24 protein-coding genes and 2 pseudogenes are annotated in these 25,506 nt (G+C 68.3%); 11 read left to right on the top strand and 15 right to left on the bottom strand.

Annotated features, from left to right (window positions below; all coding sequences use genetic code 11):
• Positions 1–108: 108 nt before the first annotated feature.
• The 3 genes from QSK37_RS10850 (at position 109) to QSK37_RS10840 (ending at position 5,475) form a co-directional block, all read left to right on the top strand.
• Positions 109–1,599 carry a cellulase family glycosylhydrolase gene (locus tag QSK37_RS10850; RefSeq protein WP_285619499.1) on the top strand — a complete coding sequence of 497 codons (1,491 nt, stop codon included), beginning with the start codon at positions 109–111 and terminating at the stop codon, positions 1,597–1,599.
• A gap of 987 nt (positions 1,600–2,586) precedes the next feature.
• Positions 2,587–4,035 (top strand): endo-1,4-beta-xylanase, encoded by a 1,449-nt coding sequence (locus tag QSK37_RS10845; RefSeq protein WP_285619498.1) that lies wholly within the window; start codon positions 2,587–2,589, stop codon positions 4,033–4,035.
• A gap of 18 nt (positions 4,036–4,053) precedes the next feature.
• Complete coding sequence (locus QSK37_RS10840; RefSeq protein WP_285619496.1) at positions 4,054–5,475, top strand: non-reducing end alpha-L-arabinofuranosidase family hydrolase; 1,422 nt, start codon at positions 4,054–4,056, stop codon at positions 5,473–5,475.
• A 205-nt stretch (positions 5,476–5,680) separates the two neighbouring features.
• Here QSK37_RS10840 and QSK37_RS10835 read toward each other — a convergent pair whose 3' ends face one another.
• Together QSK37_RS10835 and QSK37_RS10830 are read right to left on the bottom strand one after the other, a co-directional pair.
• On the bottom strand, positions 5,681–8,017 hold the full coding sequence (locus tag QSK37_RS10835; protein WP_285619494.1) for an ABC transporter permease: 2,337 nt from the start codon (positions 8,015–8,017) through the stop codon (positions 5,681–5,683).
• Positions 8,014–8,724 (bottom strand): ABC transporter ATP-binding protein, encoded by a 711-nt coding sequence (locus QSK37_RS10830; protein WP_285619492.1) that lies wholly within the window; start codon positions 8,722–8,724, stop codon positions 8,014–8,016. The genes QSK37_RS10835 and QSK37_RS10830 overlap by 4 nt, the downstream gene beginning before the upstream one ends.
• 151 nt (positions 8,725–8,875) lie before the next feature.
• Here QSK37_RS10830 and QSK37_RS10825 point away from each other — a divergent pair, with 151 nt between their 5' ends.
• Together QSK37_RS10825 and QSK37_RS10820 are read left to right on the top strand one after the other, a co-directional pair.
• Positions 8,876–10,162 (top strand): sensor histidine kinase, encoded by a 1,287-nt coding sequence (locus QSK37_RS10825; protein ID WP_285619490.1) that lies wholly within the window; start codon positions 8,876–8,878, stop codon positions 10,160–10,162.
• Positions 10,159–10,830, top strand: coding sequence for a response regulator (locus QSK37_RS10820; protein WP_285619489.1), 672 nt, complete (start codon positions 10,159–10,161; stop codon positions 10,828–10,830). Before QSK37_RS10825 ends, QSK37_RS10820 begins: the two co-directional genes overlap by 4 nt.
• Before the next feature lie 139 nt (positions 10,831–10,969).
• Here QSK37_RS10820 and QSK37_RS10815 read toward each other — a convergent pair whose 3' ends face one another.
• From QSK37_RS10815 to QSK37_RS10795, 6 genes are all read right to left on the bottom strand, one after another.
• Positions 10,970–11,767, bottom strand: coding sequence for an endonuclease/exonuclease/phosphatase family protein (locus tag QSK37_RS10815; RefSeq protein ID WP_285619486.1), 798 nt, complete (start codon positions 11,765–11,767; stop codon positions 10,970–10,972).
• 133 nt (positions 11,768–11,900) lie between these two features.
• The gene (locus QSK37_RS51690) at positions 11,901–12,362 is read right to left on the bottom strand and encodes an anthrone oxygenase family protein (protein WP_432705553.1); all 462 of its coding nucleotides are present in this window, start codon (positions 12,360–12,362) and stop codon (positions 11,901–11,903) included.
• Between the two features lie 66 nt (positions 12,363–12,428).
• Positions 12,429–12,761, bottom strand: a complete 333-nt coding sequence (locus QSK37_RS10810; protein ID WP_285619485.1) for an alpha/beta hydrolase family protein — start codon at positions 12,759–12,761, stop codon at positions 12,429–12,431.
• A gap of 10 nt (positions 12,762–12,771) precedes the next feature.
• Entirely contained in the window at positions 12,772–13,296 is a 525-nt protein-coding gene (locus tag QSK37_RS10805; protein ID WP_285619483.1) for an alpha/beta fold hydrolase, read from the bottom strand.
• Between the two features lie 5 nt (positions 13,297–13,301).
• A complete protein-coding gene (locus QSK37_RS10800) occupies positions 13,302–14,159 on the bottom strand; it encodes an NAD(P)H-binding protein (RefSeq protein ID WP_285619482.1) in 858 nt (285 codons plus the stop codon).
• A 226-nt stretch (positions 14,160–14,385) separates the two neighbouring features.
• Positions 14,386–14,682, bottom strand: coding sequence for a hypothetical protein (locus QSK37_RS10795; protein WP_285619481.1), 297 nt, complete (start codon positions 14,680–14,682; stop codon positions 14,386–14,388).
• 151 nt (positions 14,683–14,833) lie between these two features.
• Here QSK37_RS10795 and QSK37_RS10790 point away from each other — a divergent pair.
• Positions 14,834–15,082: pseudogene (locus QSK37_RS10790) on the top strand (IS3 family transposase); the annotation flags it as partial.
• 59 nt (positions 15,083–15,141) lie between these two features.
• Here QSK37_RS10790 and QSK37_RS10785 read toward each other — a convergent pair.
• The 3 genes from QSK37_RS10785 to QSK37_RS10775 form a co-directional block, all read right to left on the bottom strand.
• Positions 15,142–15,483 (bottom strand): putative quinol monooxygenase, encoded by a 342-nt coding sequence (locus tag QSK37_RS10785; RefSeq protein ID WP_285619480.1) that lies wholly within the window; start codon positions 15,481–15,483, stop codon positions 15,142–15,144.
• Positions 15,484–15,683: 200 nt separating this feature from the next.
• Positions 15,684–16,535, bottom strand: coding sequence for an alpha/beta hydrolase (locus tag QSK37_RS10780; RefSeq protein ID WP_285619479.1), 852 nt, complete (start codon positions 16,533–16,535; stop codon positions 15,684–15,686).
• Between the two features lie 78 nt (positions 16,536–16,613).
• A complete protein-coding gene (locus QSK37_RS10775; protein ID WP_285619478.1) occupies positions 16,614–16,916 on the bottom strand; it encodes a putative quinol monooxygenase in 303 nt (100 codons plus the stop codon).
• Between the two features lie 79 nt (positions 16,917–16,995).
• Between QSK37_RS10775 and QSK37_RS10770 the strand changes: the two genes are divergently transcribed.
• From QSK37_RS10770 to sigJ, 4 genes are all read left to right on the top strand, one after another.
• The gene (locus QSK37_RS10770) at positions 16,996–17,649 is read left to right on the top strand and encodes a TetR/AcrR family transcriptional regulator (RefSeq protein WP_285619477.1); all 654 of its coding nucleotides are present in this window, start codon (positions 16,996–16,998) and stop codon (positions 17,647–17,649) included.
• 407 nt (positions 17,650–18,056) lie between these two features.
• Entirely contained in the window at positions 18,057–19,001 is a 945-nt protein-coding gene (locus QSK37_RS10765) for an NAD-dependent epimerase/dehydratase family protein (RefSeq protein WP_285619476.1), read from the top strand.
• A 25-nt stretch (positions 19,002–19,026) separates the two neighbouring features.
• Positions 19,027–20,262, top strand: coding sequence for an alpha/beta hydrolase family protein (locus QSK37_RS10760; protein WP_285619473.1), 1,236 nt, complete (start codon positions 19,027–19,029; stop codon positions 20,260–20,262).
• A gap of 61 nt (positions 20,263–20,323) precedes the next feature.
• Positions 20,324–21,223 (top strand): RNA polymerase sigma factor SigJ, encoded by a 900-nt coding sequence (gene sigJ, locus QSK37_RS10755; protein ID WP_285619471.1) that lies wholly within the window; start codon positions 20,324–20,326, stop codon positions 21,221–21,223.
• Here sigJ and QSK37_RS51685 read toward each other — a convergent pair.
• Positions 21,205–21,534, bottom strand: coding sequence for an Lrp/AsnC family transcriptional regulator (locus QSK37_RS51685; RefSeq protein ID WP_432705561.1), 330 nt, complete (start codon positions 21,532–21,534; stop codon positions 21,205–21,207). The genes sigJ and QSK37_RS51685 overlap by 19 nt on opposite strands.
• A gap of 4 nt (positions 21,535–21,538) precedes the next feature.
• Positions 21,539–22,111 (bottom strand): annotated as a pseudogene (locus QSK37_RS10750) (Lrp/AsnC family transcriptional regulator); the annotation flags it as partial.
• A gap of 36 nt (positions 22,112–22,147) precedes the next feature.
• Here QSK37_RS10750 and QSK37_RS10745 point away from each other — a divergent pair.
• Positions 22,148–23,251, top strand: coding sequence for an alkene reductase (locus tag QSK37_RS10745; protein WP_285619466.1), 1,104 nt, complete (start codon positions 22,148–22,150; stop codon positions 23,249–23,251).
• Between the two features lie 116 nt (positions 23,252–23,367).
• On the opposite strand, the gene QSK37_RS10740 is transcribed toward QSK37_RS10745, so the two are convergent.
• Together QSK37_RS10740 and QSK37_RS10735 are read right to left on the bottom strand one after the other, a co-directional pair.
• Complete coding sequence (locus QSK37_RS10740; protein ID WP_285619464.1) at positions 23,368–24,537, bottom strand: zinc-dependent alcohol dehydrogenase; 1,170 nt, start codon at positions 24,535–24,537, stop codon at positions 23,368–23,370.
• Positions 24,534–25,445, bottom strand: coding sequence for an SRPBCC family protein (locus QSK37_RS10735; protein WP_285619463.1), 912 nt, complete (start codon positions 25,443–25,445; stop codon positions 24,534–24,536). The genes QSK37_RS10740 and QSK37_RS10735 overlap by 4 nt, the downstream gene beginning before the upstream one ends.
• Positions 25,446–25,506 lie beyond the last annotated feature (61 nt).

The following is a 25,506-nucleotide window of genomic DNA, read 5'->3' as shown; positions in this document are numbered from 1 at the left end:
GGCCGTCGCCCCCGGTGCCGTACGCGCCGGAGGCCTGAATCGCACAACGCGAGATGAGGTGGTGTCATGCTCGTCCCCCGAACACACCCGAGGACCAGGTCCTTGTTGGTGGTGGCCTTTCTCCTGACGTTGCTCGCCGCCTTCACCGGCGGTGTCTCCCTCGCGCCGAAGGCTCGCGCCGCGGGTGGTGGTTACTGGCACACCAGCGGCCGGCAGATCCTCGACGCGAGCGGCCATCCGGTGCGCATCGCGGGCATCAACTGGTTCGGTTTCGAGACGGCGAACCACGTGGTGCACGGACTCTGGAGCCGGGACTACAAGGACCTGCTGAACCAGGTGAAGTCGCTCGGCTACAACACACTCCGGCTGCCGTACTCCGACGACATCCTCAAATCCGGCACGGTACCCGACAGCATCGACTTCTCCAGCGGCAAGAACGCCGACCTGCAGGGCCTCACGTCGCTCCAGGTGATGGACCACATCGTCGACTACGCGGGGTCCGTCGGGCTGCGGGTCATCCTGGACCGGCACCGCCCCGACTCCTCCGGTCAGTCCGCCCTCTGGTACACCTCCAGCGTCAGCGAGGCCACCTGGATCGCTGACCTGAAGGCGCTCGCGACCCGGTACGCGAACAACCCGGCGGTCGTGGGCATCGACCTGCACAACGAGCCGCACGACCCGGCCTGCTGGGGCTGCGGAGACACCTCGATCGACTGGCGGCTGGCCGCCGAACGAGGAGGCAACGCGGTGCTCTCGGTCAACCCCGACCTGCTCATCTTCGTCGAGGGCATCCAGACCTACAACGGCGACTCCGGCTGGTGGGGCGGCAATCTCGAGGGTGCGGGCACATACCCGGTGCGCCTTTCGGTGGCGAACCGGCTGGTCTACTCCGCGCACGACTACGCCACCAGCGTGGCCGACCAGACCTGGTTCCACGATTCTTCGTTCCCGGCCAACCTGCCCGGCGTCTGGAACCGGTTCTGGGGCTATCTGTTCACCCAGAACGTCGCGCCGGTCTGGGTCGGTGAGTTCGGCACCACGCTGCAGTCCGGCATCGACCAGCAGTGGCTCGCCGCGCTGGTGAAGTATCTGCGTCCCACCGCGCAGTACGGCGCGGACGCGTTCCAGTGGACGTTCTGGAGCCTCAACCCGAACTCCGGCGACACCGGCGGGATCCTCAACGACGACTGGACGACCGTCAACACCACGAAGGACGCCTACCTCGCCTCCGTCAAGTCCGCCGCCTTCGATCCGGTCGGCGACGGGGGAAACGGCGGCGGGGGAGGGTCGGGCAGCGCTGCCTGCGTCGCCTCCTACCATGTGGACAACGACTGGGGCTCCGGCTTCACCGCCACCGTGACCGTGACCGATTCCGGAACCACCGCCACGAAGAACTGGAAGGTGACCTGGTCCTTCGGCGGCAACCAGTCCATCACGAACGCCTGGAACGCCACCGCCACCCAGTCCGGCGCGAACGTGACGGCGACGAGCGTCTCCCACAACGGCGCTCTCAACCCCGGCACGTCGACGACGTTCGGAGTGCAGGCGACCTACTCGGGCGCCAACCCCGCCGTCACCCCGGTATGCACCGCCGCATGACCCGTGCCTGATCGCGGTCCGAGGAGGCGTCCGGCCGCGGTGACCGCGCGACCGCGTCCACCGACCGGCCCGTTGGCCGAGAACGGGTCGGTCTCGGTGGAGAGGCGCCCTGGTGTCGACCGGCGACGGACGACGCGGTGAGCCGCCGCGCCGCCGGACAGGGGCTTGTCGGACACGCCCCTGGTGCGTGAGGGCGGCACTTCCTCGACGACCGCCTTCGCGAGAGGGTCAAGCGCCGTTGGACCTAGGCCGCACGGTTCCCTCGCTGGCCTGGGACCAGGGCTCAGAGATGAGCCTGCACCATGAGGCGAACTCAACTCCGGACCACGCAAAACGCTCGGCTGGCAAACCCCAGCCGAGCGCCTCGCTGAACTCCTGACCGCAACCAATTGACCACCGTTGAAGCCGTTGTCGCCACCGGCGCTCACGCTGATCGAAGCGCCGGACGCGACCTCGGGCGCGGTGGGCGGAATGTCATCGCTGACGATCCGGACGGTCGATCGAGCTCCTTTCTTTCGTGGGTCGGTCGAAGGTGGTGGTGGGGCGGAGCAAATATGAGCCGGGGAGGTATGTCAAGCGCCCGCTGCGCATCGCGAAAAACGCGACAGGGCTGACTGTGCCTCAGCTGGTGTTATGGGCGTTGATACGCCTGGCCGGTGAAGCGCCGTCATGAAAGTTTTCATTGGCGAGTCCCTCTCAGGGGGAGATCCTCGAAAGGTTTCGGTGGCATACCTGCCCACTGGAAGAGGTAGGGGACGGGGGCAGACCATGATCAGAAGCCGAAACATTTTCGAAAGCCTTGACACGTTTTCCGGGCGCTATTCACACTGATTCTCCGAGGCGGTTGGGCGTGCCCGGCGTGGCAAGGCCCACCAACTGGCGATGCCTTGGTGGTGTGCGTTCCCGGCGAAGGAACGCGGCGTCGATTCTGCGGGGCTGTCCCCGCGTTTCCGGCATTTCCCGTGCTTCAGTTATGGAGGCTCAGGAGTGAGCACCAGAAAAACACTTTCGCCCGGAACCCGGCGATCGGTCCGCCGTTTCCGCCGGGCCCTGGTCGCCCTCGCCCTCGGCGTCGTCGGGACGACGACCGTTGAGCTGGCGGTGGCGGTTCCTTCGAATGCCGCGGCGAGTACGCTCGGCGCGGCGGCGGCGCAGAGCGGGCGGTACTTCGGCACCGCCATCGCCGCCGGCAGGCTCGGCGACTCGGCGTACACCACGATCGCGGGCCGCGAATTCACCATGGTGACGCCCGAGAACGAGATGAAGATCGACGCCACCGAACCCCAGCAGGGACAGTTCAACTTCAGCGCCGGTGACCAGGTCTACAACTGGGCGGTGCAGCACGGAATGCAGGTCCGCGGCCACACCCTGGCCTGGCACAACCAGCAGCCCGGCTGGATGCAGAGCCTCAGCGGCAGCGCCCTGCGCCAAGCGATGATCAACCACATCAACGGTGTGATGGCCCATTACAAGGGCAAGCTCGCCTACTGGGACGTGGTGAACGAGGCATTCGCCGACGACGGCTCCGGCGGCCGGCGCGATTCCAACCTGCAGCGGACCGGCAACGACTGGATCGAGGTCGCCTTCCGCACCGCGCGGGCGGCCGACCCGAACGTCAAGCTCTGCTACAACGACTACAACATCGAGAACTGGAACGCCGCCAAGACCCAAGGCGTCTACAACATGGTCAGGGACTTCAAGTCCCGCGGCGTCCCGATCGACTGCGTCGGCTTCCAGTCCCACTTCAACAGCGGCGACCCCTACAACAGCAACTTCCGCACCACCCTGCAGAACTTCGCTGCCCTGGGCGTCGACGTGGCCATCACCGAGCTGGACGTCCAGGGCGCCTCGCCCACGACCTACGCCAACCTGACCAACGACTGTCTGGCCGTCTCGCGCTGCGTCGGCATCACCGTCTGGGGAGTACGGGACAGCGACTCCTGGCGGTCCGGCGACACTCCACTCCTCTTCGACGGGAACGGCAACAAGAAGGCCGCCTACACCGCTGTCCTCAACGCCCTCAACGGCGGGTCGTCCTCCCCGCCGCCCAGCGGCGGTGGACAGATCAAGGGCGTCGCCTCCGGCCGCTGCCTGGACGTGCCCAACGCGAGCACGACCGATGGAACCCAGGTGCAGCTGTGGGACTGCAACGGCAACAGCAACCAGCAGTGGGCCTACACCTCCGCCAGCGAGCTCCAGGTCTACGGAAACAAGTGCCTGGACGCCGCCGGCACCGGCAACGGCGTCAAGGTACAGATCTACTCCTGCCACGGCGGCGACAACCAGAAATGGCGCGTCAACTCCGACGGAACCATTGTCGGCGTCCAGTCCGGACTGTGCCTGGACGCCGCCGGCCAGGGCACCGGAAACGGCACCCAGATCCAGCTGTACTCCTGCTGGGGCGGCAGCAACCAGAAGTGGTCCGTCTCCAGCTGACCCGTGAGGAGGGTCCCCATGTACAGATCACGTATCAGGAAGAAGGGCCGCGCGCTGACTTCGGCGCTGGCAACGGTGGCCACGACCGCGGCCGTTCTCGCGGCCGCCCCGATGGCCACCCCCGCTCGGGCCGACGTCACCGGTGCCCTGCGCGGCGTCGGCTCCAACCGGTGTCTGGACGTGCTGGGGCAGAGCCAGACCGACGGCACCTACCTGCAGCTTTATGACTGCTGGGGCGGCGCGAACCAGCAGTGGACCTCGACCACCGGCGGCCAGCTGACCGTGTACGGCAGCAAGTGCCTGGATGTGCCGAACCACGCGACCGCCGCCGGCACGCGGGTGGAGATCTGGACCTGCAACGGTGGTACCAACCAGCAGTGGCGCGTGAACGCCGACGGCACGGTGGTCGGCGTGGAGTCGGGGCTGTGCCTGGAAGCCGTGGGCGCCGGCACGGCCAACGGCACCGCGGTGGACATCGGGACGTGCAACGGCGGTGCCGGCCAGCAGTGGACCGGCCTGTCGGGCACGACCCCGACGTGCTCTCTTCCATCGACGTACCGCTGGACGTCGACGGGTGCGTTGGCGACGCCGAAGAACGGGTGGGTCTCGCTCAAGGACTTCACCGACGTCGTCTACAACGGCAAGCACCTGGTCTACGCGTCGAACGTGTCGGGATCGTCGTACGGTTCGATGGCTTTCAGTCCCTTCACGAACTGGTCCGACATGGCCTCGGCCGGCCAGACCGGGATGAGCCAGGCCGCGGTGGCGCCCACGCTGTTCTACTTCGCGCCCAAGAACATCTGGGTGCTGGCGTACCAGTGGGGCGCGTGGCCCTTCATCTACCGGACGTCGAGCGACCCCACCAATCCCAATGGCTGGTCCTCGCCGCAGGCGCTGTTCACCGGGAGCATCTCGGGTTCCGGCACCGGCCCGATCGACCAGACGCTGATCGGTGACGGTTCGAACATGTACCTGTTCTTCGCCGGTGACAACGGCAAGATCTACCGGGCGAGCATGCCGATCGGGAACTTCCCGGGCAGCTTCGGCTCGTCGTACACGACGGTGATGAGCGACTCGACGGCCAACCTGTTCGAGGCGGTCCAGGTCTACAAGGTCCAGGGTCAGAACCAGTACCTGATGATCGTTGAGGCGATGGGGGCGAATGGGCGGTACTTCCGCTCGTTCACGGCCTCCAGCCTGAGCGGTTCGTGGACTCCGCAGGCCGCCAGCGAGAGCAACCCGTTCGCGGGCAAGGCCAACAGCGGGGCCACCTGGACCAACGACATCAGCCATGGTGACCTGGTCCGCAGCAACCCCGACCAGACCATGACCATCGATCCCTGTAACCTGCAGTTCCTCTACCAGGGCAAGTCCCCCAGCGCCGGCGGCCCGTACGACCAACTGCCGTGGCGTCCGGGTCTGCTGACGCTGCAGCGCTAGCCTGCGTGCTCCACGGTGATCGCGAGCCGGCGACCGCCGACGTGCAGGTGAGCCGGGTGCCCCTCCCGCAAAGGAACCGACGGTGTCGAGTCGACCAGGTTCCCGCGCCGGAGGGGCACCTTCGCAGCGGTTCACGGCTGGCGACCGGGTCTACACCTGCACACCCTGCCCGATTCCTCAGGACGGATCGAATGGACTCGGGCGGTCACTCGGTGCGGAGGGCGACGGCGGTCCGGGTGCGAGTCGCCCACCCGGCGGGCAGCAGAGCGCCTGCGGTCGCGATCACCAGTCCGCCCAGGAGCAGCGGGATCACGAGCGGCAGGTCGTAGACCGCCGCGTCGACGGCCGGAATGTCGGTCCCCGCGGCGCGGCCCATGATCGGAACGACGACACCGTGGAGGGCGACGCCGATGGGAACGCCGACCACGCCGGCGATGAGACCGACACCGCCCACGGACGTGATGATCATGGCTGTCGTCTGCCGCGGTGACATGCCGAGCGCCTTGAGAACACCGAGATCGTGTACTCGTTCGCGGGTGTCGAGGACGGCGGTGTTGAGCACCCCGAGACCGGCGACGCAGAGCAGAAGAATGGTGAGGGCGCCGGCCAGAGCATCCATGGAGACCACGGTGTCGCTGAGCTTGTCGCTGTTCCGGGTCGCCGAGACGCCGAATGGCTCCAGGTCCCGGTTCACCGCCTGGATGTAGTCGTCACGGTTCACGCCCGCCTTCAGGCGGACGTCGAACTGGTACGAGAGAGGGTCCATCTGCGGCCGCAGTGCGGCGATCGACGTCCGGTCGAGCACGATGAGCATGCCCTCCTGGCGGACGTCCAGGACTTCTCCCACGATCTTGACGGTCGACGACCGGGATCCGTTGACGAGCGTGATGTCGTCGCCGATGCGCGTGCCGGTCGCATGCAGGAAACCGGACGCTGCGACGACCTCGCCCGCCCCGTGGAACCAGCGTCCCCGGATCATCTGCCATGACGCCCAGGAGGAATCACCCTGGTAGGAGATCACCGTGGTCGCGCCGGCCAGACCGGCCACGCCGAGATCCGCCTCGGCGCTGTTGAACCACTGCCCGGTGCCCGGCTGCCGGGTGATCGCGGCGTCGACCTTGTCGGTGTTCACGGGCGAGGTCAGGTCGCTGACCACCACGTCACCCGGAGATCGGAGGTTGATGCCGCTCTGAATGTCGTTGAGGGAGAGCGCCAGCCCGATTCCGAACGTGGCGCCGATCGTGCCGATCGCCACGGCGACCGCCATCGTCGCCGAGCGACCGGGACGCGCGAACGGTGTGGCGAGGCCGAGCGTCAGCGGGCGGGGGAGAGGAAGCCGCCCGAGCACCCGTCGGGCCACGCGACCCCGGTCGCCACTCGGCGTGCGACCCACGGCGATGGCCTCGACGGTGCGCAGGTTCCCCGCTCGGCGAGCCGGAGCCCAGGCGCTGGTGGCGATGGCGAGAAGGGTCACCGCCGCGACGAGGGCGTCCACCCAGGGGGCGATGCCGGCTCGGCCGACGCCGTACACCTCTGCCGTGTCGCCCATCACCGGGATTGCCGCGAGGTTCCCGAGGACCAGACCGAGCAGGATTCCCGCACCACCGGGGATGAGAGCCTGCCCCAGGTAGGCCCGCACCACCTGACCGGGCGTGAATCCGAGCGACTTGAGGATCCCGATGCGACGTGTGCCGGCCGCCACCGCGCCGCCCACGACGATCCCGACGACCAGGATCGACATGACGAGACCGAGGATGCCGAACACCACGATGAAGGGCGCGAACGTCGCCGAGGCACGGGTCGCGGCCAGCCGTACCTTGAGCCAGGACTGCACTCCGACCAGCGACTTCCCGGGTGCCAGGGCGGCGACCGCGGTCCGGTCCGCGTCCAGCTGGGCGTTGGTCGAAGCCTTCTTGAACCGGTAGAGCATCTGGTAGTCCGGTCGGCTGCCGGAGGCCGTGAGCGAGGGAATCGTCGTCCGCGGGACCCAGGCGTCGGCCGTCTCGCCGGCCGAACGGGCGATGCCGACGACCTTGAACAGCGGGTCGCCCGGCACCCCCGGGAAGCGCATGGTGTTGCCCAGGACGAAGGGCTCGTTGTGGGCGCTCATCACGATCTCGCCCGGCTTGGTGGCCCAGCGCCCCTTGGTGAGGGTCAGGTCGTCGACCGAGCCGCTGGGTCGACGACCCACGACCGTCAGGTCCGTCAGCTGGATGCCCGGCGGCAGACCCCCGCCGGTGTCCACCGGGGTCGGCTTGACCGACACCAGCGGGTAGGGGCCGGCGGCGGCCGTGACCTGGCGGGCCCGCGCGGTGGCGGACACTTGGGCCGAGGTGATCTGCGACGAGACGAAGCGCGCCGACAGGTGGGCTCCGTGCTTCCGGTTGAACGCGTGGTCGAACGGGCCCTCGGACGCGACGATCAAACCGGCGGCCAGTACGGACGCGGTGACCGCGAGCGTGGCCGTGAGACCCATGACCACGGTCTGGACGCGCCGGCGCCCGACGCCCGCGCGCACGATGGTGCCGAGGCCCCCGGTCATCTGGTGACCGCCGCGCCGTCTCGGGCGAGCCGGCCGTCCACCAGTTCGATCGTACGCGTGGCGCAGCTCGCCGCGAGGCCGGTGTCGTGAGTGACCAGCAGGATGGTCTGACCGCGTTCGTTGAGCTCGCGGATGAGCCGGACGACGCTGCCGGCGGACGCACGATCCAGCGCACCGGTCGGCTCGTCGGCCAGGATCAGGGGCGGGCGGTTCATGAGCGCACGGGCCAGAGCGACACGCTGGCGCTCGCCGCCGGAGAGGCGCCCCGGGAAGGTGCCCCGGTACTGCTCGATGCCGAGGTCGGCCAGCAGTTCGAAGGCGCGCTCGTGGGCCTCGGCCCGGGGCATGCCGGCCAGTTGGGCCGGCAGCAGCACGTTGTCCTGGACGGTCAGGTCGTCCAGCAGGTTGAAGAACTGGAAGACCATGCCGATCGTCGCCCGGCGGTACTTGGCAGAGCCGGCCTCACCGAGCCGGTCGACACGGACGCCGTCCACGGTCACCGTGCCCTCGTCGGGCTCGTCGAGTCCCGCGATCATGTTGAGTAAGGTCGACTTGCCGCTGCCGGAGGGCCCCAGCACGGCCAGCGCCTCGCCGCGCCGAACCTCCAAAGTGAGGTCGCTCAGCGCGGGATCTCCCGCCTCATACCGCTTTGTCAGATGACTGATTGAAATAAGGGGGCCAGCCCCCGAGCTGGTCGTCTTCTCCATACCTCGACGCTAGAAGCGGATCACCGGCCACCGCGTCGTCCGCGATGTGGAACCCGGTCCGAGGTCATCCTCACGATGTACATCGCTCGGACCGGCCGTGTGGTCACCGCGGGCGATGCGTGTCGGCGGGTGCCCCTGCGACACTGTCAAGGTGCACGAAGTCCTTGGCCGATGGAGGGCGAGTATCGCCGCCTTAGGGCGCCCGGGCGGCCCCGCCGGGCCGGTGCCCCGCCGCGCCCTGCTGCTGGACGGCGGGCTGGCGTTCCTGGTCGCCCTCCTCATCGCCGCTCGCGCGGGCGTCCACGGCGACCTGGCCGACTCCACGGCCGCCCTCGCCAGTTCGAGGCGGGCCTGGGGGATCGTGATCGGCCTCGCGGTCGCGGCACCCCTCGTGTTCCGACGGCGGGTGCCGCTGACCACGTTCTGGCTGGTCCTGCTCGTGGTGCACGTCAGCCGTCACGCCTCAGGGGTGGATCCGACATTCCTGGTGGTGGCCACGGTGATCGCGGCCTACAGCGCCGCGATGCACAGTCCGTACCAGATGCCGGCGATCAGCAGTGTCCTGCTCGGCACCGTGGTGCTGCTGGCCGACTACCGGCCCGATCTGACGTCGGTTCGTCCTGGCATTCTCATGGTCGGATTCCTCGTGCCGGTGGTGCTGGCGGCGGCCACCATCCACACCTGGAGGCGGCAGATCCGCGCCCTGGAACTCCAGCAGCGACTCGCCACCCGGCGGGCCGTCGAGGAGGAGAGATCGCGCATCGCCCGCGATCTCCACGACGTCGTCACCCACAACGTGAGTGTGCTCGTGATACAGGCCGGGGCCGCTCGCAAGGTCATGGACAGCCGGCCGGAACTGGCCCGAGAGGCCCTGCTCGCCGTCGAGAGCGGCGGCCGGGCCGCCATGACCGAGTTGCGGCACGTCATGGGGCTGCTCACGATGGACGGCGACGAAGCCCACATCGAGCCGCTCGGCGCAGGCCAGGAGAGCGGGAGCGGCGCGGACAGGACCATGCTCGCACCGCGGCCGGGCGTCGATCAGATCGCGGACATGGTCGGCCGGGTACGCGACACCGGCGCGACCGTGGAGCTGCAGGTCACAGGGCCCGTTACGCCGCTGCCGCCGGGTGTCGACCTCGCGGCCTACCGGGTGGTGCAGGAGGCGCTCACCAACACCCTGAAGCATGCCCCGGGCTCGCAGGTCACCGTGCTGGTCGAATACCTTCCCCGGACGGTCCGGCTCCGCATCACCAACACCGCCGGCGACGCGAACGGTGCCGGGGACCCCCAGCGCACCCGCATGGACGACATGGGAGGTGGGCACGGCCTCGTCGGGCTTCGAGAGCGCATCGGGATCTACGGAGGAACCTTGGAGACCGAACACCTGCCGAGTGGCGGCTACCGCCTGGAGGCCCAGATCCCGACGGACGCCGGATGAGCGACGCCCTCCGGGTCGTCATCGCCGACGACCAGGCCCTGGTGCGGAGCGGATTCACCATGATCCTGGTCGCGGACGGCATCGAGGTCGTCGGTCAGGCCGGCGACGGCGAGGAAGCGCTCGAACTCGTACGCCGAACAAGCCCGGACGTGGTGCTGATGGACATCCGGATGCCGCGGGTCGACGGGCTGGAGGCGACCCGGCAGATCCTTGATCGTGGTGGCCCGGCCCCGCGCATCGTCATCCTGACGACCTTCGACCTCGACCAGTACGTGTACGCCGCGATGGCCGCGGGCGCGAGCGGGTTCCTGCTCAAGGACGTGTCGCCGGAACAGCTGGTCGCGGCGGTGCGACTGGTGCGGACCGGCGATGCCCTGCTCGCACCGGTGATCACCCGTCGGCTGATCCAGCGCTATGCCCGGCGGGATCGTCGGTCCTTCCCCCTCACCGGCGATCTGTCCGCGCTGACGGCCCGGGAACTGGAGGTCTTGACGGTCCTGGCCCGGGGCCAGAACAACGCCGAGATCGCGCAGACCCTGCGGCTCAGCGAGACGACCGTGAAGACGCACGTCACCCGGATCCTGGGCAAGCTGAACCTACGGGACCGAGCCCAGGCGATCGTCCTGGCCTACGAGGTGGGGCTCGTGACGCCAGGCTCGGAGACCTGAGACAAACCGCTCGCGCCCAGGATACGGATCCGGCGGCTGTGGTGTTCGATCATCGCCAGCACGTACGCATCCTCCGCCAATAGCTCACCCTCGGTCACCACCGAAAGAGCGACAGAGCCGGACGTGTGTCTTACAGTCCCTAGAGATCGAGCATCAGGGCGCGGTGGTCGGACACCTCAGGTCGAGCGATGATTTCGAACCGCTGAACGGCACTGGGTTCGGATACCAGCATGTAGCTCGCGTGTCGTAGTGGCTTGGGGTAGCGCGAGGTTCTGGTGTCGGCATCCTGGACAAGGTCGACCAGTCCGAGCTTGGCGAGGATCTGGAACGTCTCGCTGTTGGGCAGTAGGTTGAAGTCGCCGCAGACCACGATCAGGTCGCCTTCTTGGCTGACGCTGGTGATGAGGTCTGCGAGTCGGTCGGCCTGTGCTCGCCGCGCTGGGCTGTCGGTCTTCCCGTTCGGATCCCGCAGGCCGTGCAGGTGGGTGACGGTGACAAACCGCTGTGCTTGGCGGTCGAAGACACGTAGGGCCTGAGCCGCGCGGGGGCGATCACCGGCCGGCCAGTGGCTCTGGTACTCGACGTAGGCGCCGTGTATGAAGGTCGATCGTATGCCGACGAGGGGAAGGCCGGGAGCGGTGAGGGCCATCAGACCGAACTCCTGCTGGTGCAGGCCACCGGTCTGATCGTGGACCGGGCCGGCGTCGTTGGCGGTGAAGAGCGCCTGGTGGCTTGGGAGCAGGGAGCGGATGTCGGATAGGAGATCTGCCCGCTGTGGCAGTGACCGCTCGGCGTCCTCGAAGCGTGTCCAGCCGTTGGCCGTCGGGGTGTGGGTCACTTCTTGGAGGCACAGGATGTCGGTGTCGCAGGTGGCGAGCCAGCGGGTGAGGTCGTCGAACACCGCGCCGCCCCAGGCGTTGAGGGAGATAATTCGCACGGGATATGAACCCTAGTCTCGGTTTTGAGGTGGCGGGGAAGTCCAGGCGGGTGTGTTGTGGCGCTTGGCCCAGCGTAGGAGGTTCCCGGTGGTGCCGCGTTGAGCGGTGCCGGAGGGAACGGGACGGACTGGCTTAGGCATTCGTTGCATGGGGTGCCCGTGAGTTGGTGGGCGGTCTACTTATCGCCGTCGTGCTGAGGAAAGCGAATGCGAGAACGGCCGCGCATGTCCGTACGGCATGTGCGATCTGCCAGCGGTCACGAACGCTCGCCCAATCCGCGGGAGGCGCTTTTACGCTCCAGCCGGTCTGGTCGCTGTTGATTGGCAGGTTGAAGATGATTGTCGTGACGAAGACACTCAGGAGGAGGATGAGTGCCGCCAGGGTCAGCCACAAGAAACGCCCTCGCATCTTGATCGCGGCGGCGACCAGGACCGCTGTGGTGATCACAGCGGGGATGAGGGTTACGGAGGCGAGAGTGTCTAGACGGTCAAGTTCAACCTGCCGAACCTGGGTGTAGACGAAGCGGTCATAGTGGCGCAGGGACGATTCGAGGACAAGGACCCCGACAAGGAACCCCGCAAATATTCCCTGCATGTGTCGTGTGTGCTCTCGCGGCGGCCGGCGGCTCAGGCCGCCGCGAGACTCTCGTCGGAATGTTTGCTATTTCGTCGAGTGGATGAATTCGTCGATGACGGTGGCGAGCATGGGACCTCGGTCCTCCTGTACGAAGTGGCCCGCGCCGGTAATGGTGGTGTGCGGTCGTCCTGCGGCGCCTGGAATACGCTGCCGTAGGATCCGTTCGCCGTCACCGGCTCCGTAATCTCGGTCGCTGAACGCGCACAGGAACGGTGTCTGCAACGTTTCCAGCACGGCCCACGCCCGCCGGTTCGCCGGTGCCGCCTCGTCGAACGGAGCAATGGGGACGAGCAAAGGGAACTGGCGGGCGCCCTGCAAGTACGACTCGTCGGGGAACGGAGCGTTGTACGCCGCCAACACCGCGGGGTCAAGCTCGGTGACGGTGCCCCTGTCGGTGCGCCGCCAGCAGACGCAGCCCCAGCAGGCCACCCCAGTCTTGGCACACCATGGTGATATCGCGGAGATCAACGCGATCGAACACGGTCTCAGCCAGCCATTCGACGTGGCGCTGATAGGTGTAGGTGAAACGATCGGCAGGCTTGTCGGATTTGCCGAAGCCGATGAGGTCTGGGGCTACGCAGCGGTGCCCGGCGGCGACAAGTGGCGGGATGACGTGCCGGTAAAGGTAGCTCCACGACGGTTCGCCGTGCAGGAGCAGAACTGTCTCTCCTGACGTCTTCGCCGGATCGTCCGGCCGTTCGTCAAGGTAGTGCACCCGCAGCCGAGTGCCAGCACCATCGCCGGCGTCAATCTCGACGTAGTGGGGCGCGAATGGGTACTCCGGCAAGGCCTCGAACCGAGACTCCGGCGTGCGCAGCACCTTCATGGCCGACGGATCCTCTGTCGGAGCGCCGGCGCGGACGTCCGTATCCATCATGTGTTGCGATTCCATGGACGTCATCGACTCTGGAAGGCCGCGGCGTGGTCGGCGACCCACTCGGCATAAGTGCGCGCGGGCCGGCCAAGGATCCTTTCCACCTCGCCGGTGACGGCCTCGGCCGGCCCGGTTCCCCGCGCGTACCTGGCCATCAGGGCATCGACGAACGGTTCAGGGATCCCACGCTGGACCATGCCCTGCCGGACCGCCACCGGAGGAATCTCGACGTACTTCAGGGGCCTGCCGAGCACCTCGCCGATAACGGCCACCAGTGCCTCGTGGGAGAGGGACTGCGGGCCGGTGAGCGACAGCTTTTGGCCGGTCAGGTCGGCGCCGAGCAGCGCGCGGGCGGCGACCTCCGCTAGATCCAGTTCGTGAATCAGCGGTTCGGCGAAGCGTGCATACGGGCCGCGAACGACGTCGCCGACACGGACCTGAGGCGCCCACGTACGAAGAGTGTTGATGGCAAAGGAGGCGGCCCGGAGGCTCACCCATTGCAGGCCGCTCCCGACGGCGGCGTCCTCAGCTTCCTTGTTCCTATCTCCCTGGAAGCGCGACGGTTGCTCGGCCAGGTCGTCGTCGACGTTGATCGCTGAGAGCGCCACGACGCGGGCCACGCCTCGCTCCCTGCCGAGTGCGAGAAGCTCACCGGCGGCCTCACCGACGGCGCGGGGGTGAAGGAAGATCGAGGTGACGCCCTCCAAGAACGGGACGATCGTCTCGGGGCGTGACGGGTCGCCCCTCACCACCTCGATGTTGGCGGGAAGGCCGGCGGCGTGCGGATCGCGGGAAACGGCACGCACCACGGCGCCTTCGCTGACGAGCAGGTCGATCAGCGGGCGTCCGACAGTGCCGGTCGCCCCGGTTACCAAGATCATGAAGACAGCCTCCTGAGGATCGTATCCGACTCATAAGCTATGAGATTCATACTATATGGCCTCCGGTAAACCGCTTACGGTCGGCTCAGGTCAGGCAGATTCAAGCTTCGATGTCGCGACATCGATCCCAGGAGGGATGCGTCGGCCGGTCCGGAACAAAGGCGGATTCGCGGCTCACCGCCGGCTGCGACCGCTACGCCCAGGCCGGCGTGGTGACTTGGGGCCGTCACTCGGCCTGGGTGCATAGGTGCAGGGCCCAGCCGTGGACCGTGTTCCCTCGCAGGTCCGGGTTTAGGCGAGTCGATGCGCCACCGAGCCGCCCCTCGGCTGCGGTGGTCGTGGTGACCGGCGCGGAAGGTGAGGCGAGTGTCCGCGCGCCGTGCCACATCAGGTAGCCGCCGCCAAGGACGGTCAGCGCGGTAAGCGCCTTGGGGTTCTCCGCGACCAAGGCACCGACACCGACCGCGACGATGACGGTCATGCCCGCGTAACCGAGTACGAGCCCGCCCACAGCGGGGACCACGGACCGGCCGCAGTCCCGCACTGATGGTGAACGCCCAGTCCGCGCCCGGCACGACGATGAGCGGCAGGGCGACACCCCGGAAAGCGGCTATGGAACCGGCGGGCCTGGGCATGTCTCCAGTCCGTGGCGTTGTATGTGTCGGATCCGGGGGCGGATCACGGCCGAACTGCGCGATGCGGGCCAGCAGGTGAACCATGAGCGCGTCGAGCGGGTGATGCGGATCTTCGGAATCGTCGGGGTGCATCTGCGCCGCAAGGTCCGCACCACGGTGCCCGCCCCCTCACACCAGACGGTGCCGGACCTGATCAAGCGGGAGTTCACCGCCCCGACGCCAAATCAGCGTTACGCCGGCGACATGACCTATCTCCCGGTCGGTGGCGGGCGGTTCCTCTACCTCGCGAGACGGTGATGCGGCCAAGGGCGCGTCCCGGGGGCTGGTAAAGCGTATCGATGGAGGTATCAACCATAGGTGGGAAGTTTGGCCGCCACGACGTCGGTGTAGGTGAAGGACGGCGGCGCGGCGAACAAGTCCATGGCCGCGTCGTCGGTAACCCGAATCTTCCCGGCCTCGAGATGGAACTGTCGGCCGGCTTCGTCCGGGAATGCGTCGACCACTGCGAAGCTGGTCGGGCCAAGACGGATCGCCAGCCAGGCAATGGTGTCGGGTTCCTCAAGGACCGCGGTGAGACCGGCCTTGAGGAGTGCCTCAACCTCTGTCTCCCGCCCGGGCTTGGCTTCGACTCGGACCATGAGTCCCTTGGTCACCTTCGCTTCGGTGTTCTGGGGATGCTGGATGTCCATCTCTGACGCCCTTTCCGTCGTTTTCATGCCGCTTACAGTTCTGTTCCTGTAGGTCAGGAATGCGGGTACGGCACCCGTTGTCGGAAATCGCGGTCCGCTGAGATCTCGCTGCGGCGCCGGCCTTCGTCTGTCACCGCCTGGAACAAGGTCTCGACGCGGCGGAAGAGCCGTCCGGCCGCCTGCCCGTCCCTCGCAAGGGGTCAGGACGTTTGCTGCGACGCCGAGTGTTGTATGAGGAAATGGGTGATTTCAGCGGCGATCACCTCGGGTGCCTGGAGGTACAGAAGGTGGTTGGTGCCGGGAATGTCGGCGTCCGTGCAGCGCTGGAATCGCTGATGGATGAGTTGCCGGCCCTCGCTGAAGAACGGCCCACTGCGCGTCCCGAGGACCGAGAGCACGGGAGCGCTCACTGCGGCGGCGCGCGTCGGGCTGAACGTCCAGGCGGTCAACTCAGGCCACTCCGCCCGGTAGAACATCTCGGTGTCCCGGACGGCCATGTCGAATGCGTCTGGGGCGGCGGTCGCGACGAGTTCCGGCCAGTTCTCGCCGCCGAGCGCGGCGAAGGTCGCGGTGGCGGCGCCCGCCATGTCGCCGGCGGCGTAAAGGCTCATCACCGGGTCCATACCGCTGAAGAACGCCTGGGAACTGGGCGCCTCACTGAGGATCGGTTCCACGAGGATCAGGCTTCGCGTGCGGTCGGGTGCCGCGAGCGCGGCCTCGATGGCGACCGTCGCTCCGTAGGAGTACCCCAGGATGTGCGCGGACGGCAGGTCGAGCGCGTCCAGCAGGCCGAGGGCATCGGAGGCCTGCTGCTCAGTGCTGATCGGCCAATCCCGGCCAGTGCTGCCGCCCACCCCGCGCCGGTGGTACCGCACCAGGCTCAGCGAGGGTGCGCGTCGGCTCAAGGCGGTTGCCAGGGGTCGGAGCCCGGTCGCGATGTTGGAGCCGTGGATTAGCAGCAGCGGCTCACCCTCGCCCGTCAGCTCGTACCGGATGTCGATGTCGTTGACGCGCGCTGTCTTCATGACGCCTTCTTTGAATGGGTTGGTCATGCGGTGTTTTGCTGATGCCTGCCGCACGCTGTCGTGGGGCGCGGCGTGCGGCGGGTGGTCATCTTTGATTGAGGGAGGTCACTCGCCGGGGACCAAGCTGGCGACCACGTCGATGTGCTCGACGGTGGGCGGTTCGGTGAACAGGCCAACACCGGCCGCCTGCAGCGCCGGGAGGTTGGCGTCCAGGTGGGCCTGGCGGTCGGCGTCGTTGGCGAACGCGTCGTAGATCGCGAACGTCGTCGGACCCAGTCGCAGTGCGAACCAGACGACGGCCTTGCCCTCCTTGCGCACGATCTCCACCACCGACTTGAACCTCTCCTCGACCTCCTCGACCTTGTCCGGCTTGGCCTCGACGCGGATGAACAGTCCTACGGTGACCATCAGGCACTCCTCACTTCTGTAACGATCGCTGCAGAAGAAGCTATCAGCCTTTGAGAACGATCGCTATAGAATGCGCTGTATGAGAACGGGACGGCCTCGGTCCTTCGACCGCGACAAAGCACTCGAAGACGCCATCACCGTGTTCTGGGAACACGGCTACGACGCCACCTCCATCTCCCTGCTCACCAAGGCGCTCGGCATCGGTGCGGCCAGCCTCTATGCCGCGTTCGGCGACAAACGGGCACTGTTCGTCGAGGCGCTCGATCGCTACATGCACACCTACGCCGCGTTCACCGAGCGTGCCTTGGCCGAAGAACTCGGCGCCCGCGACGCCGTCCAACGCCTGTTGCGCGAGGCCGCTACCGCCTACACCAGGCCCGACCGTCCACGCGGCTGCATGCTGATCAGCGCCGCGACCAACTGCTCCCCGCAATCCGCCGACATCGCCGCCCATCTGCGGGATCTGCGCGCCGCCGGAGTACGCGCGCTGGAAGACAAGGTCGCCGCCGCCATCCGCGCGGGCGACCTCCCCACCCGCACCGACACCCACGCTCTCGCGACGTTCTACGCGGCCGTCCTCCAAGGCATGTCCGCCCAAGCTCGCGACGGCGCCACCACGACCGACCTGCGGCACATCGCCGAGGCGGCCCTCCACGCCTGGCCGCGAACCGCGAGCCAACAGACTGTTCCCAGCGCGGATGCGGCACCGAAGGAAAGTGGGAGCCGAGGTTGAGTGTGGTCGCAGAGGCGTAGGGTCTTTTAGGGCATTTCGGCGATATCGCCAGACGAACCGGCAGTCACCACGGTGGGGCGTTCGGGCCGGCCCATCGTCGCTGTTCCCCACCGGACGTACTCCGGGTGGGCGTCGGCCTCGTACGTGCCGGCGTGATCCGCGCCCGTAAAGGCGGTGACCACTCCCTGGCCGGGCTCAAGTCCATCCGAACCGCACGCCCTGACGGCGCACCCCCGCCATCCGCACCTGGGACCGCGAACGCGCCCGGTCGGCAGGCCGGCAATCCCTGCAGGTAGTTGTGGTGTGGATCACTCTTCTGGTTGTCACGCGGAGACGGACTGGCTCGTCTGGCTCTCGTATCTGACGGAGCCCGGCGTGGTTAGCCGGGAGGGATCAAGGAGTGATTCATGCGAGTTCTACTCGCGGGAGCCACTGGGGTGATCGGTAACCGGATGGTTCCGCTGCTGACCGCCGTGGGACATGAGGTGCTGGGCCTGGCCCGGCCGGGATCCGACACGACCGCGCTGCAGGCGGCAGGGGCCCGGACAGTAGTCGCGGACGCCCTGGACAGGGACGGCCTGCGCCGGGCGGTACGGCAGGCGGCGCCCGACGTGGTGGTGAACATGCTCACGGCGATTCCGGCCGAGATCAGCCCCAAGCACTTGGCGCGCGACTTCGCGACGACCAACCGGCTGCGTACCGAGAGCACCCGGAACTTGATCGACGCGGCCTCCGGGGCGCGGATCATCAGCCAGGGCCTGGCCTACGCCTACCAGCCGGGCGAGGGCTTGGCCGCAGAGGACGCCCCGCTGTGGCGGGCCGGCACCCCCAAGCAGTTCGTGCCCGTCCTCGACGCGCTAATCGAGCTCGAACAGCTGACCAGGCAGGCGGGCGGACTGGTGCTGCGGTTGGGTCATCTCTACGGACCCGGCTCCATCTATGCTCCCGACGGCTCATTCGTCCGGCAGGTGCGTGCCGGGAAGGTGCCGCTGGTCGGCGGAGGGAACGCGGTGTTCTCCTTCACCCACGCCGACGACGTGGCGGCGGCCGTGGCCGCCGCGCTCGACAAGCCGGACGTCGCCGGCGTGCTGAATATCGTCGACGACCGGCCCACGCCGCTGCGCGAATGGCTGCCGGAGCTGGCCACCGTCCTCGGTGCTCCGGCACCGAAGAAGGCACCCGCCCCCCTGGCCCGGCTCGCAGTCGGAAGCTGGGGCGTGGCGTTCATGAACCGGCTGCGCGGCGCCGCCAACACCCAGGCCCGGCTGCACCTGGACTGGCGCCCCCGCTATGCGTCGGTGACCGAAGGGTTCGCCGCCGAGTTGGCCTCCGAGGCGCGCGTAACCGCGTAAACATCGGACTTAGGGACAATCCGTGATGAAGTCTTCGCCGAAAACGCTACTCGCCGCCCTGGTCGCCGTCGTAACGGCGACCGCCGCCCTGGCCCCGGCGCGCGCCGACGTGGTCTGTGACGAGTCGTGCGAGGCGGCGTGGGCGCGGCAACGCGCCGACGCCGTGCCCCGTACCGCCTTCTACGACGCGCCCAGCCCACTGCGGTGGGCACCGGCCGGAACCCCGATCCGGCAGCAGTCCGCGACCGACTACACCGTGCCCGCGGGGACTAAGGTCACCCGTTTGCTTTACCACTCGCGCACTGCCGATGGACGGGACGTGGCCGCGTCCGCCGTCGTGCTGGTCCCTTCCGGTGCCTCACCGCGTAGAGGCCGGCCGGTCGTCCTCGACGCCCACGGCACCAGCGGAATGGCCGAGGACTGCGCCCCGTCCCTGATGCGGGACCTGTACCACGGCGACCAGTTGGCTCGCTTCCTGGCCAACGGCTATGCCGTCGTCGCGCCCGATTACGCCGGGCTGGGCACCGACGGCGGGCACGCCCTCGGTGACAAGACGGCGGCCGCGAACGACGTCCTCGACGCACTGTCGGCGGCCCGCCGTACCGTACCGGGCCTCTCCCGCGACTGGGTGCTATGGGGACACTCCCAGGGCGGCGCCGCCGCGCTCGCGGTCGCCGAACGCCTGGTGCGGTACCCCGTGAACGGCTATCGCGGTGCCGTGGTGACCTCGCCGACCGCGAATCTGGCTCAGCTCGCCGACCACACCGCCACGGTGCCGGGGTTGGGCGTCTTCATCGCCCTCATCACCGCCGGCGCGCATGCCGGCGACCCGGCGATCGATCCCGGGCGACTGCTCACCACCGAGGCGAACAGCCGCTTGGAGGTAACCCGTTCCGGCTGCCTGGGCGTGGTCAGCGCCGTCTTCAGCGACCTGACCGGCCCGAGTCTGGTCCGTCCCGGCTACCTGACCGAGCCGCGCTTCGCCCGCTTCCTCAAGGCCAACAGCACCGGAACCCAGCCCGTGGCCGGCCCCATCCTGCTGCTACAGGGGCAGTCCGACACCGTCGTACCCGTCTCGATGACCGACGAGGTGGCCACCGCGCTTCGCCGCACCGGATCCAAAGTCGACTACCGCACGTACCCCGGCCTGCAGCATGACACCTACCCTGGCCAGACCGTCGGCATTGACGACGGCGCCATGACTGACATCCTCACCTGGATCGCCGGCAGGTTCGCCGGCGGAATCGGCACGGCCGGGTGAACGTTCTAGCTCCCTGGCGCGGCGGCGAACCCGCCGCGCCAGGAAAGGCAGGGAGCACAAGGTGGACACCGTCTTCGAAGAGCACCGCCGGCTCCTCCTCGGCTTGGGCTACCGGTTGCTGGGCAGCATGTGGGACGCCGAGGACGTGGTACAAGAGGCATTCCTGCGCTGGATGAACACCGACCGATCGCGGATTCGCGAGCCACGCTCGTTCCTGGTGACGGTCGTGACCCGCCTCGCGCTCGACCAACTCCGCTCGGCGCGGGTGACACGTCAGGCCTACACCGGACCGTGGCTGCCCGAACCGGTTGACGAGCAGGAGTTCGGACCGCTGGAGACCGTCGAGCTACGCGACACGCTGTCTTACGCGACGCTGCATCTCATGGAGCGACTCTCGCCGCCCGAACGCGCGGTTTTCGTGCTTCGGGAGGCTTTCGAACTGCCCTATCACGAGATCGCCGAAATCCTCGACCATCCCGTCGCGACCTGCCGCCAGTGGTACCGCCGCGCGGCCAAGTACGTGGAGCGAGATGCGAAGCCGTTCGTCCCGCACCCGTCCGACCATGCCGAACTGCTCACCCGGTTCCTGGCCGCGGCACGGGGCGGCGACATGACCGCTCTCACCGACATGCTGGCCGAGGATGTGGTCGCCTACAACGACGGCGGAGGCAGGGTCCGCGCCGCGCTGCGTCCGATCGTCGGGCGCGACCACGTGCTGGCGTTCGTGGCCGGACTGATGTCGCGCTACCCGCTGCAGGAGGCCCACCTGATCCGGGCCAACGGCGAACCGGCGGTCTGGACGGTGATCGGCCGCCAGCGGCAACTGGTCACCTTCGACGTCCGCGAGGGGCGCATCCACGCAATCTACGGCGTCCTCAACCCTGACAAGCTCACTCGTATCCGGACCGACGAATACGCGCGCGGCGCTCCCGGGCGAGGATGTCACGCGCCGGTGCCGTGATACCGATCTCCCAGTGTGACGGCGTTCTTGACAGTGCGGACGACCGGCGCGGACTCAAGGTGGGTCACAGCGGGTAGCACAGCGATGCGCCGGGTGATGTAGTCGTACAGATCGCTGACGGTGGAGCAGACCACGCTGGCCAGGAGGTTGGTCGAGCCCGTCGTCGCCGCGGTGTAGGCGACCTCGGGGTGTTGTGCGAGCAGCTCTCCGACACGATGGAGCTGGGAGGGGGGGCACCGACAGCCAGAGCAGCGCCCGGAAACGCAGCCCGAGCAGGGTGGGGTCGAAGTCGACGTCGAAATACAGCACACCGGCGTCCTGAAGGTCGGCCATCCGGCGGCGCACGGTGCTCGGCGACCACCGTGTGACCTTCGCGAGATAGTGGAGCGGAGTCCGGCCGTCCTCGCGCAGTGCGGCCATCAGGCGGTGGTCGCCATCCGTGAGGTCGAGCCGCCGGCCGCTCGGCGACGCCGCCCGGAGGCGCCGTGCCTGCTCCGGGCCCAGGATCTCGGCCTTCTCGAGCAGGCCGTGAGCGCCGCCGAGGAAGACGTGGAGCACACAGTGCGCGGTTACGTTGAGGACCCGGGGAGTCCGAGGCAGCCGGCGCAACAGCAGTGATTCCCCGTCGCCTGAATCTTTGGCGCGGACGGCGCAGAGGATGTCGGTGCCGCCCGAGGTGAGCTGGACCCAAGAGGTGTCGCGACGACGGGCGAGCGCCTCGGCGATCGTCGTCGCGGCATCCGGTGTGCAGCGCACACGTGTGAGCCATACGACCTCATCGACGAGGCGGGGGTCGGTCAGACCGATGACGCGCAGTGTGCCTGACTCCCTCAGCCGTGCGTATCGACGGGCGATGGTCTGGCCTGAAACGCCCAACACCTCTCCCACCCGGCTGAATGAGATGCGGCCGTTCAGCTGGAGCGCATGGATCAACTGGCTGCTTTCGACCCAGTCACCGTCGGGGATCTGACGCTGCCGAACCGCGTCGTCATGGCCCCGATGACCCGCAGCCGGGCGTACGGCCCAGGGCAGTCGCCGACCTCGCTGATGGCGGAGTATTACGCGCAGCGTGCTTCGGCCGGTCTGATCATCAGTGAAGGAACGCAACCGTCGGTGGTCGGCCAGGGTTACCCCAGCACACCTGGATTGCACAGCGACGAACAGACCGCGGCCTGGCGTGAGGTCACCGACGCGGTGCACGCGGCGGGAGGGCGCATCTTCGCCCAGCTGCTGCACACCGGCCGCATCGGTCACCCGTTGCTGATCGACGGCCGGCGCCCGGTGGCTCCGTCCGCCGTAAGGCCCAAGGTGTCGGTGTTCACCCCCCAGGGTCTCAAGGATTGCATCACCCCCCAGGCGATGACCGGTGAGGCGATCGAGCAGACCCTGAACGACTTCGTCGTCGCCGCGCGGAACGCAGTCGCGGCGGGGTTCGACGGTATCGAGGTCCATGGGGCCAACGGCTACCTCGTGCACCAGTTCCTCGATCCCACGACCAACCTTCGTACCGACGGTTGGGGTGGTTCGGTCGAGAGGCGGATCCGGTTCGCGGCCGAGCTCATGCGGCGGATCGCCGACGCGATTGGGCCAAGCCGGACCGCCATGCGGGTCTCGCCGGGAAACCCCTACAACGACATGTCCCATTCGGATCCCCATGCCACCTACCTCGCGCTCACAGAAACGCTGCGGACGCTGGGCCTGGCGTATCTGCACGTGGTGGAGACCGGCGACCGAGACCTCACACGGAAGCTGCGTGCGGAGTTCGGCGGGGTGTTCATCCTCAACGCGCACACGGCGCCGCGGCCGACCGGGCCTGAGGAGCTTGCTCTGGTCGAGGACGGTACGACGGATCTGCTGTCCTTCGGTGCGCTGTTTCTAGCCAATCCCGATCTGCCGCGCCGGCTGGCGACCGGCGGACCGTTCAACACTCCGGCTCGAGAGCGGTTCTACGGCGGTGACGAGCGGGGTTACACCGACTATCCGGCGCTGCCCGATCAGCCGCTTGACGGCAGCGGCGTGTCAGGGTGAAAGATCACTGATCTGCCTCGCCGCTCCGACATGGCCTCCGGAAGATGCGACGTCCGGGGGAGCGGCCCTTCGCGCCGCCGGGTAGAGCCGGCCGTGCGATCCCGCGGCCGGCGGCGTCACGGGGTGAGGACGACCTTCAGGCAGTCGTCCTGCTTGTTCTTGAAGATGTCGTAGCCCTCCGGGGCGTCGGCCAGGCGCATCCGGTGGCTGATCACGAAGCTCGGATCGATGTCGCCGGCCCGGATGCGGTCGAGCAGCGGCCGCAGGTACCGCTGGACGTGGCACTGCGCGCCGCGCAGCGTGATCGAGCGGTTCATCAGCGAGCCCATCGGGAACTTGTCGACCAGGCCGCCGTACACGCCGATGACCGAGACCACGCCGCCGTTGCGGCAGGCCATGATGGCCTCGCGGAGCGCGAAGGGCCGGTCCGTCTCCGCCCGCACCAGCTGCTTGGCCCGGTCGTAGCCGTACATCATCGGGGCCGGATGGTGCGCCTCGACGCCGACCGCGTCGATGCACGCGTCGGGGCCCCGGCCGCCCGTCATGTCCCGCAGGGCGTCGAGGACGTCGACGTCGCGGTAGTCGAGGGTCTCGGCGCCCGTGCTCTCGGCCTTGCGCAGCCGGTACGGGAAGCGGTCGATGGCGATGACGCGTTCGGCGCCCATGAGGAAGGCCGACGCGATCGCGAACTGTCCGACCGGTCCGGCACCCCACACGGCGATCACGTCGCCGGGTGTGATGTCGCACATCTCGGCTCCCATCCACCCGGTGGGGAAGATGTCGGACAGGAACAGGACCTTCTCGTCCGGCAGATCGTCCTCGATCTTGATCGGCCCGACGTCGGCGAACGGCACCCGGGCGTACTCCGCCTGGCCGCCCGGGAAGCCGCCCAGCATGTGGGAGTAGCCGAAGATGCCCGCCGGGGCGTGCCCCAGCAGCTTCTCCGCCATCCCGGCGTTGGGGTTGGAGTTCTCGCAGACCGAGAACAGCCCGTGCTGGCACGAGTCACAGGCTCCGCAGGCGATCGGGAACGGCACGACGACGCGGTCACCCGGCTTGAGATTCGACACGTCCGAGCCGGTCTCGACCACCTCGCCCATGAACTCGTGGCCGAGGACGTCGCCCTTCTTCATCGTCGGGATGAACCCGTTGTACAGGTGCAGGTCGGATCCGCAGATCGCGGTGCGGGTGATCCGGACGATCGCGTCCCGTGAGTTGAGCGGCCGGGGGTCGGGCACCTCCCGCACCTCGACGTTGTTCCGGCCCATCCAGCAGGTGCCTTTCACGATCGCCTCCCTGACATCATGGGTTGCGCGGGACGCTGCCGGAGCTGGCGGATCGCGTGTACGCCCTCCGGGCTGCCCTCCGAGCGGACCACCTCGCCGGTCTCCATGACCTGCTTGAATCTCCGCAGGTCATCACGGACCTGCTGGTCGGGATGCTCGCCGATCAGGCGGGCGAAGGCGGCGCCGACCACCCCGCCGGGCGGCTCGCAGCGCAGCTCCACATGCACCTCGGTGCCCCGGCCGCCCGGCGCGTCGACGAAGCGGACCGTCCCGGTGTTGTGCAGGGCTCCGTCGGTGGAGCGCCAGGTGATGAGCTCCTCCGGCCGGTCGTCGACGATGGCGGCGTCCCACTCGATGGCCCGGCCGACCGGCCCCCGGACGGTCCAGTGCGAACGCCGCTGGTCGATCACGCGGACCGACTCCAGGTGGATCATGAACCGCGGCAGGTTCTCCAAGTCCCGCCAGAACCCGTACACCTCTCCGCGAGGCCGCTTGACCGTGATCGCCGCGTGCAGCGCCAGGCCCCGCCTCCACAGGCGCCGGTCTCCGCGCGCGGCGATGTACACGTCAAGGGCGGTGATGGCGGCGACCGCAGCGGTGGCGGCCATCGCCCGGCGACGCCGCGCCCCTCGGCGCCGGGAGACCGCGCAGCCCAACGCGGTGAGGTCCACGGCGTCCCCCGCCACGCGCGTCCACACCCAGCGTTCCGGCAGGCGGCTGCCGAGCAGCGCGGCCGTGTGCAACAACTCCCTGGCGCCGACGAGCGGCACCATGACGCGGGCCACGGTGGAGTCGTCGACCCCTCCCACGCGGCGTACGGTGTTCGGCGCGCCCAGTTGGACCGCGCCGAGCCCCAGGCTGGCCCAGCCGAGACCTCGGGCCAGGGTCCTCAGTCGGTGATCGTTCATGACGTCCCCCCGTGTCTCTTCTTCCACGGGACCTCCTGACCCGGGGGCAGGTCAAAGGGAC

The organism is Actinoallomurus iriomotensis, from assembly GCF_030269445.1.
GTDB lineage: Bacteria > Actinomycetota > Actinomycetes > Streptosporangiales > Streptosporangiaceae > Actinoallomurus > Actinoallomurus iriomotensis.
The sequence above is the reverse complement of the archived record's forward strand: the minus strand, read 5'-3'. Positions and strand labels throughout refer to the sequence as shown.

Coding starts and splice junctions, on each gene's coding strand:
- QSK37_RS10840 (WP_285619496.1), top strand. CDS start 4,054: ATGTACAGATCACGTATCAGGAAGAAGGGCCGCGCGCTGACTTCGGCG.
- QSK37_RS10835 (WP_285619494.1), bottom strand. CDS start 8,017: ATGACCGGGGGCCTCGGCACCATCGTGCGCGCGGGCGTCGGGCGCCGG.
- QSK37_RS10830 (WP_285619492.1), bottom strand. CDS start 8,724: ATGGAGAAGACGACCAGCTCGGGGGCTGGCCCCCTTATTTCAATCAGT.
- QSK37_RS10820 (WP_285619489.1), top strand. CDS start 10,159: ATGAGCGACGCCCTCCGGGTCGTCATCGCCGACGACCAGGCCCTGGTG.
- QSK37_RS51690 (WP_432705553.1), bottom strand. CDS start 12,362: ATGCAGGGAATATTTGCGGGGTTCCTTGTCGGGGTCCTTGTCCTCGAA.
- QSK37_RS10805 (WP_285619483.1), bottom strand. CDS start 13,296: ATGGAATCGCAACACATGATGGATACGGACGTCCGCGCCGGCGCTCCG.
- QSK37_RS10800 (WP_285619482.1), bottom strand. CDS start 14,159: ATGATCTTGGTAACCGGGGCGACCGGCACTGTCGGACGCCCGCTGATC.
- QSK37_RS10785 (WP_285619480.1), bottom strand. CDS start 15,483: ATGGACATCCAGCATCCCCAGAACACCGAAGCGAAGGTGACCAAGGGA.
- QSK37_RS10780 (WP_285619479.1), bottom strand. CDS start 16,535: ATGACCAACCCATTCAAAGAAGGCGTCATGAAGACAGCGCGCGTCAAC.
- QSK37_RS10775 (WP_285619478.1), bottom strand. CDS start 16,916: ATGGTCACCGTAGGACTGTTCATCCGCGTCGAGGCCAAGCCGGACAAG.
- QSK37_RS10770 (WP_285619477.1), top strand. CDS start 16,996: ATGAGAACGGGACGGCCTCGGTCCTTCGACCGCGACAAAGCACTCGAA.
- QSK37_RS10765 (WP_285619476.1), top strand. CDS start 18,057: ATGCGAGTTCTACTCGCGGGAGCCACTGGGGTGATCGGTAACCGGATG.
- QSK37_RS10760 (WP_285619473.1), top strand. CDS start 19,027: ATGAAGTCTTCGCCGAAAACGCTACTCGCCGCCCTGGTCGCCGTCGTA.
- QSK37_RS10745 (WP_285619466.1), top strand. CDS start 22,148: ATGGATCAACTGGCTGCTTTCGACCCAGTCACCGTCGGGGATCTGACG.
- QSK37_RS10735 (WP_285619463.1), bottom strand. CDS start 25,445: ATGAACGATCACCGACTGAGGACCCTGGCCCGAGGTCTCGGCTGGGCC.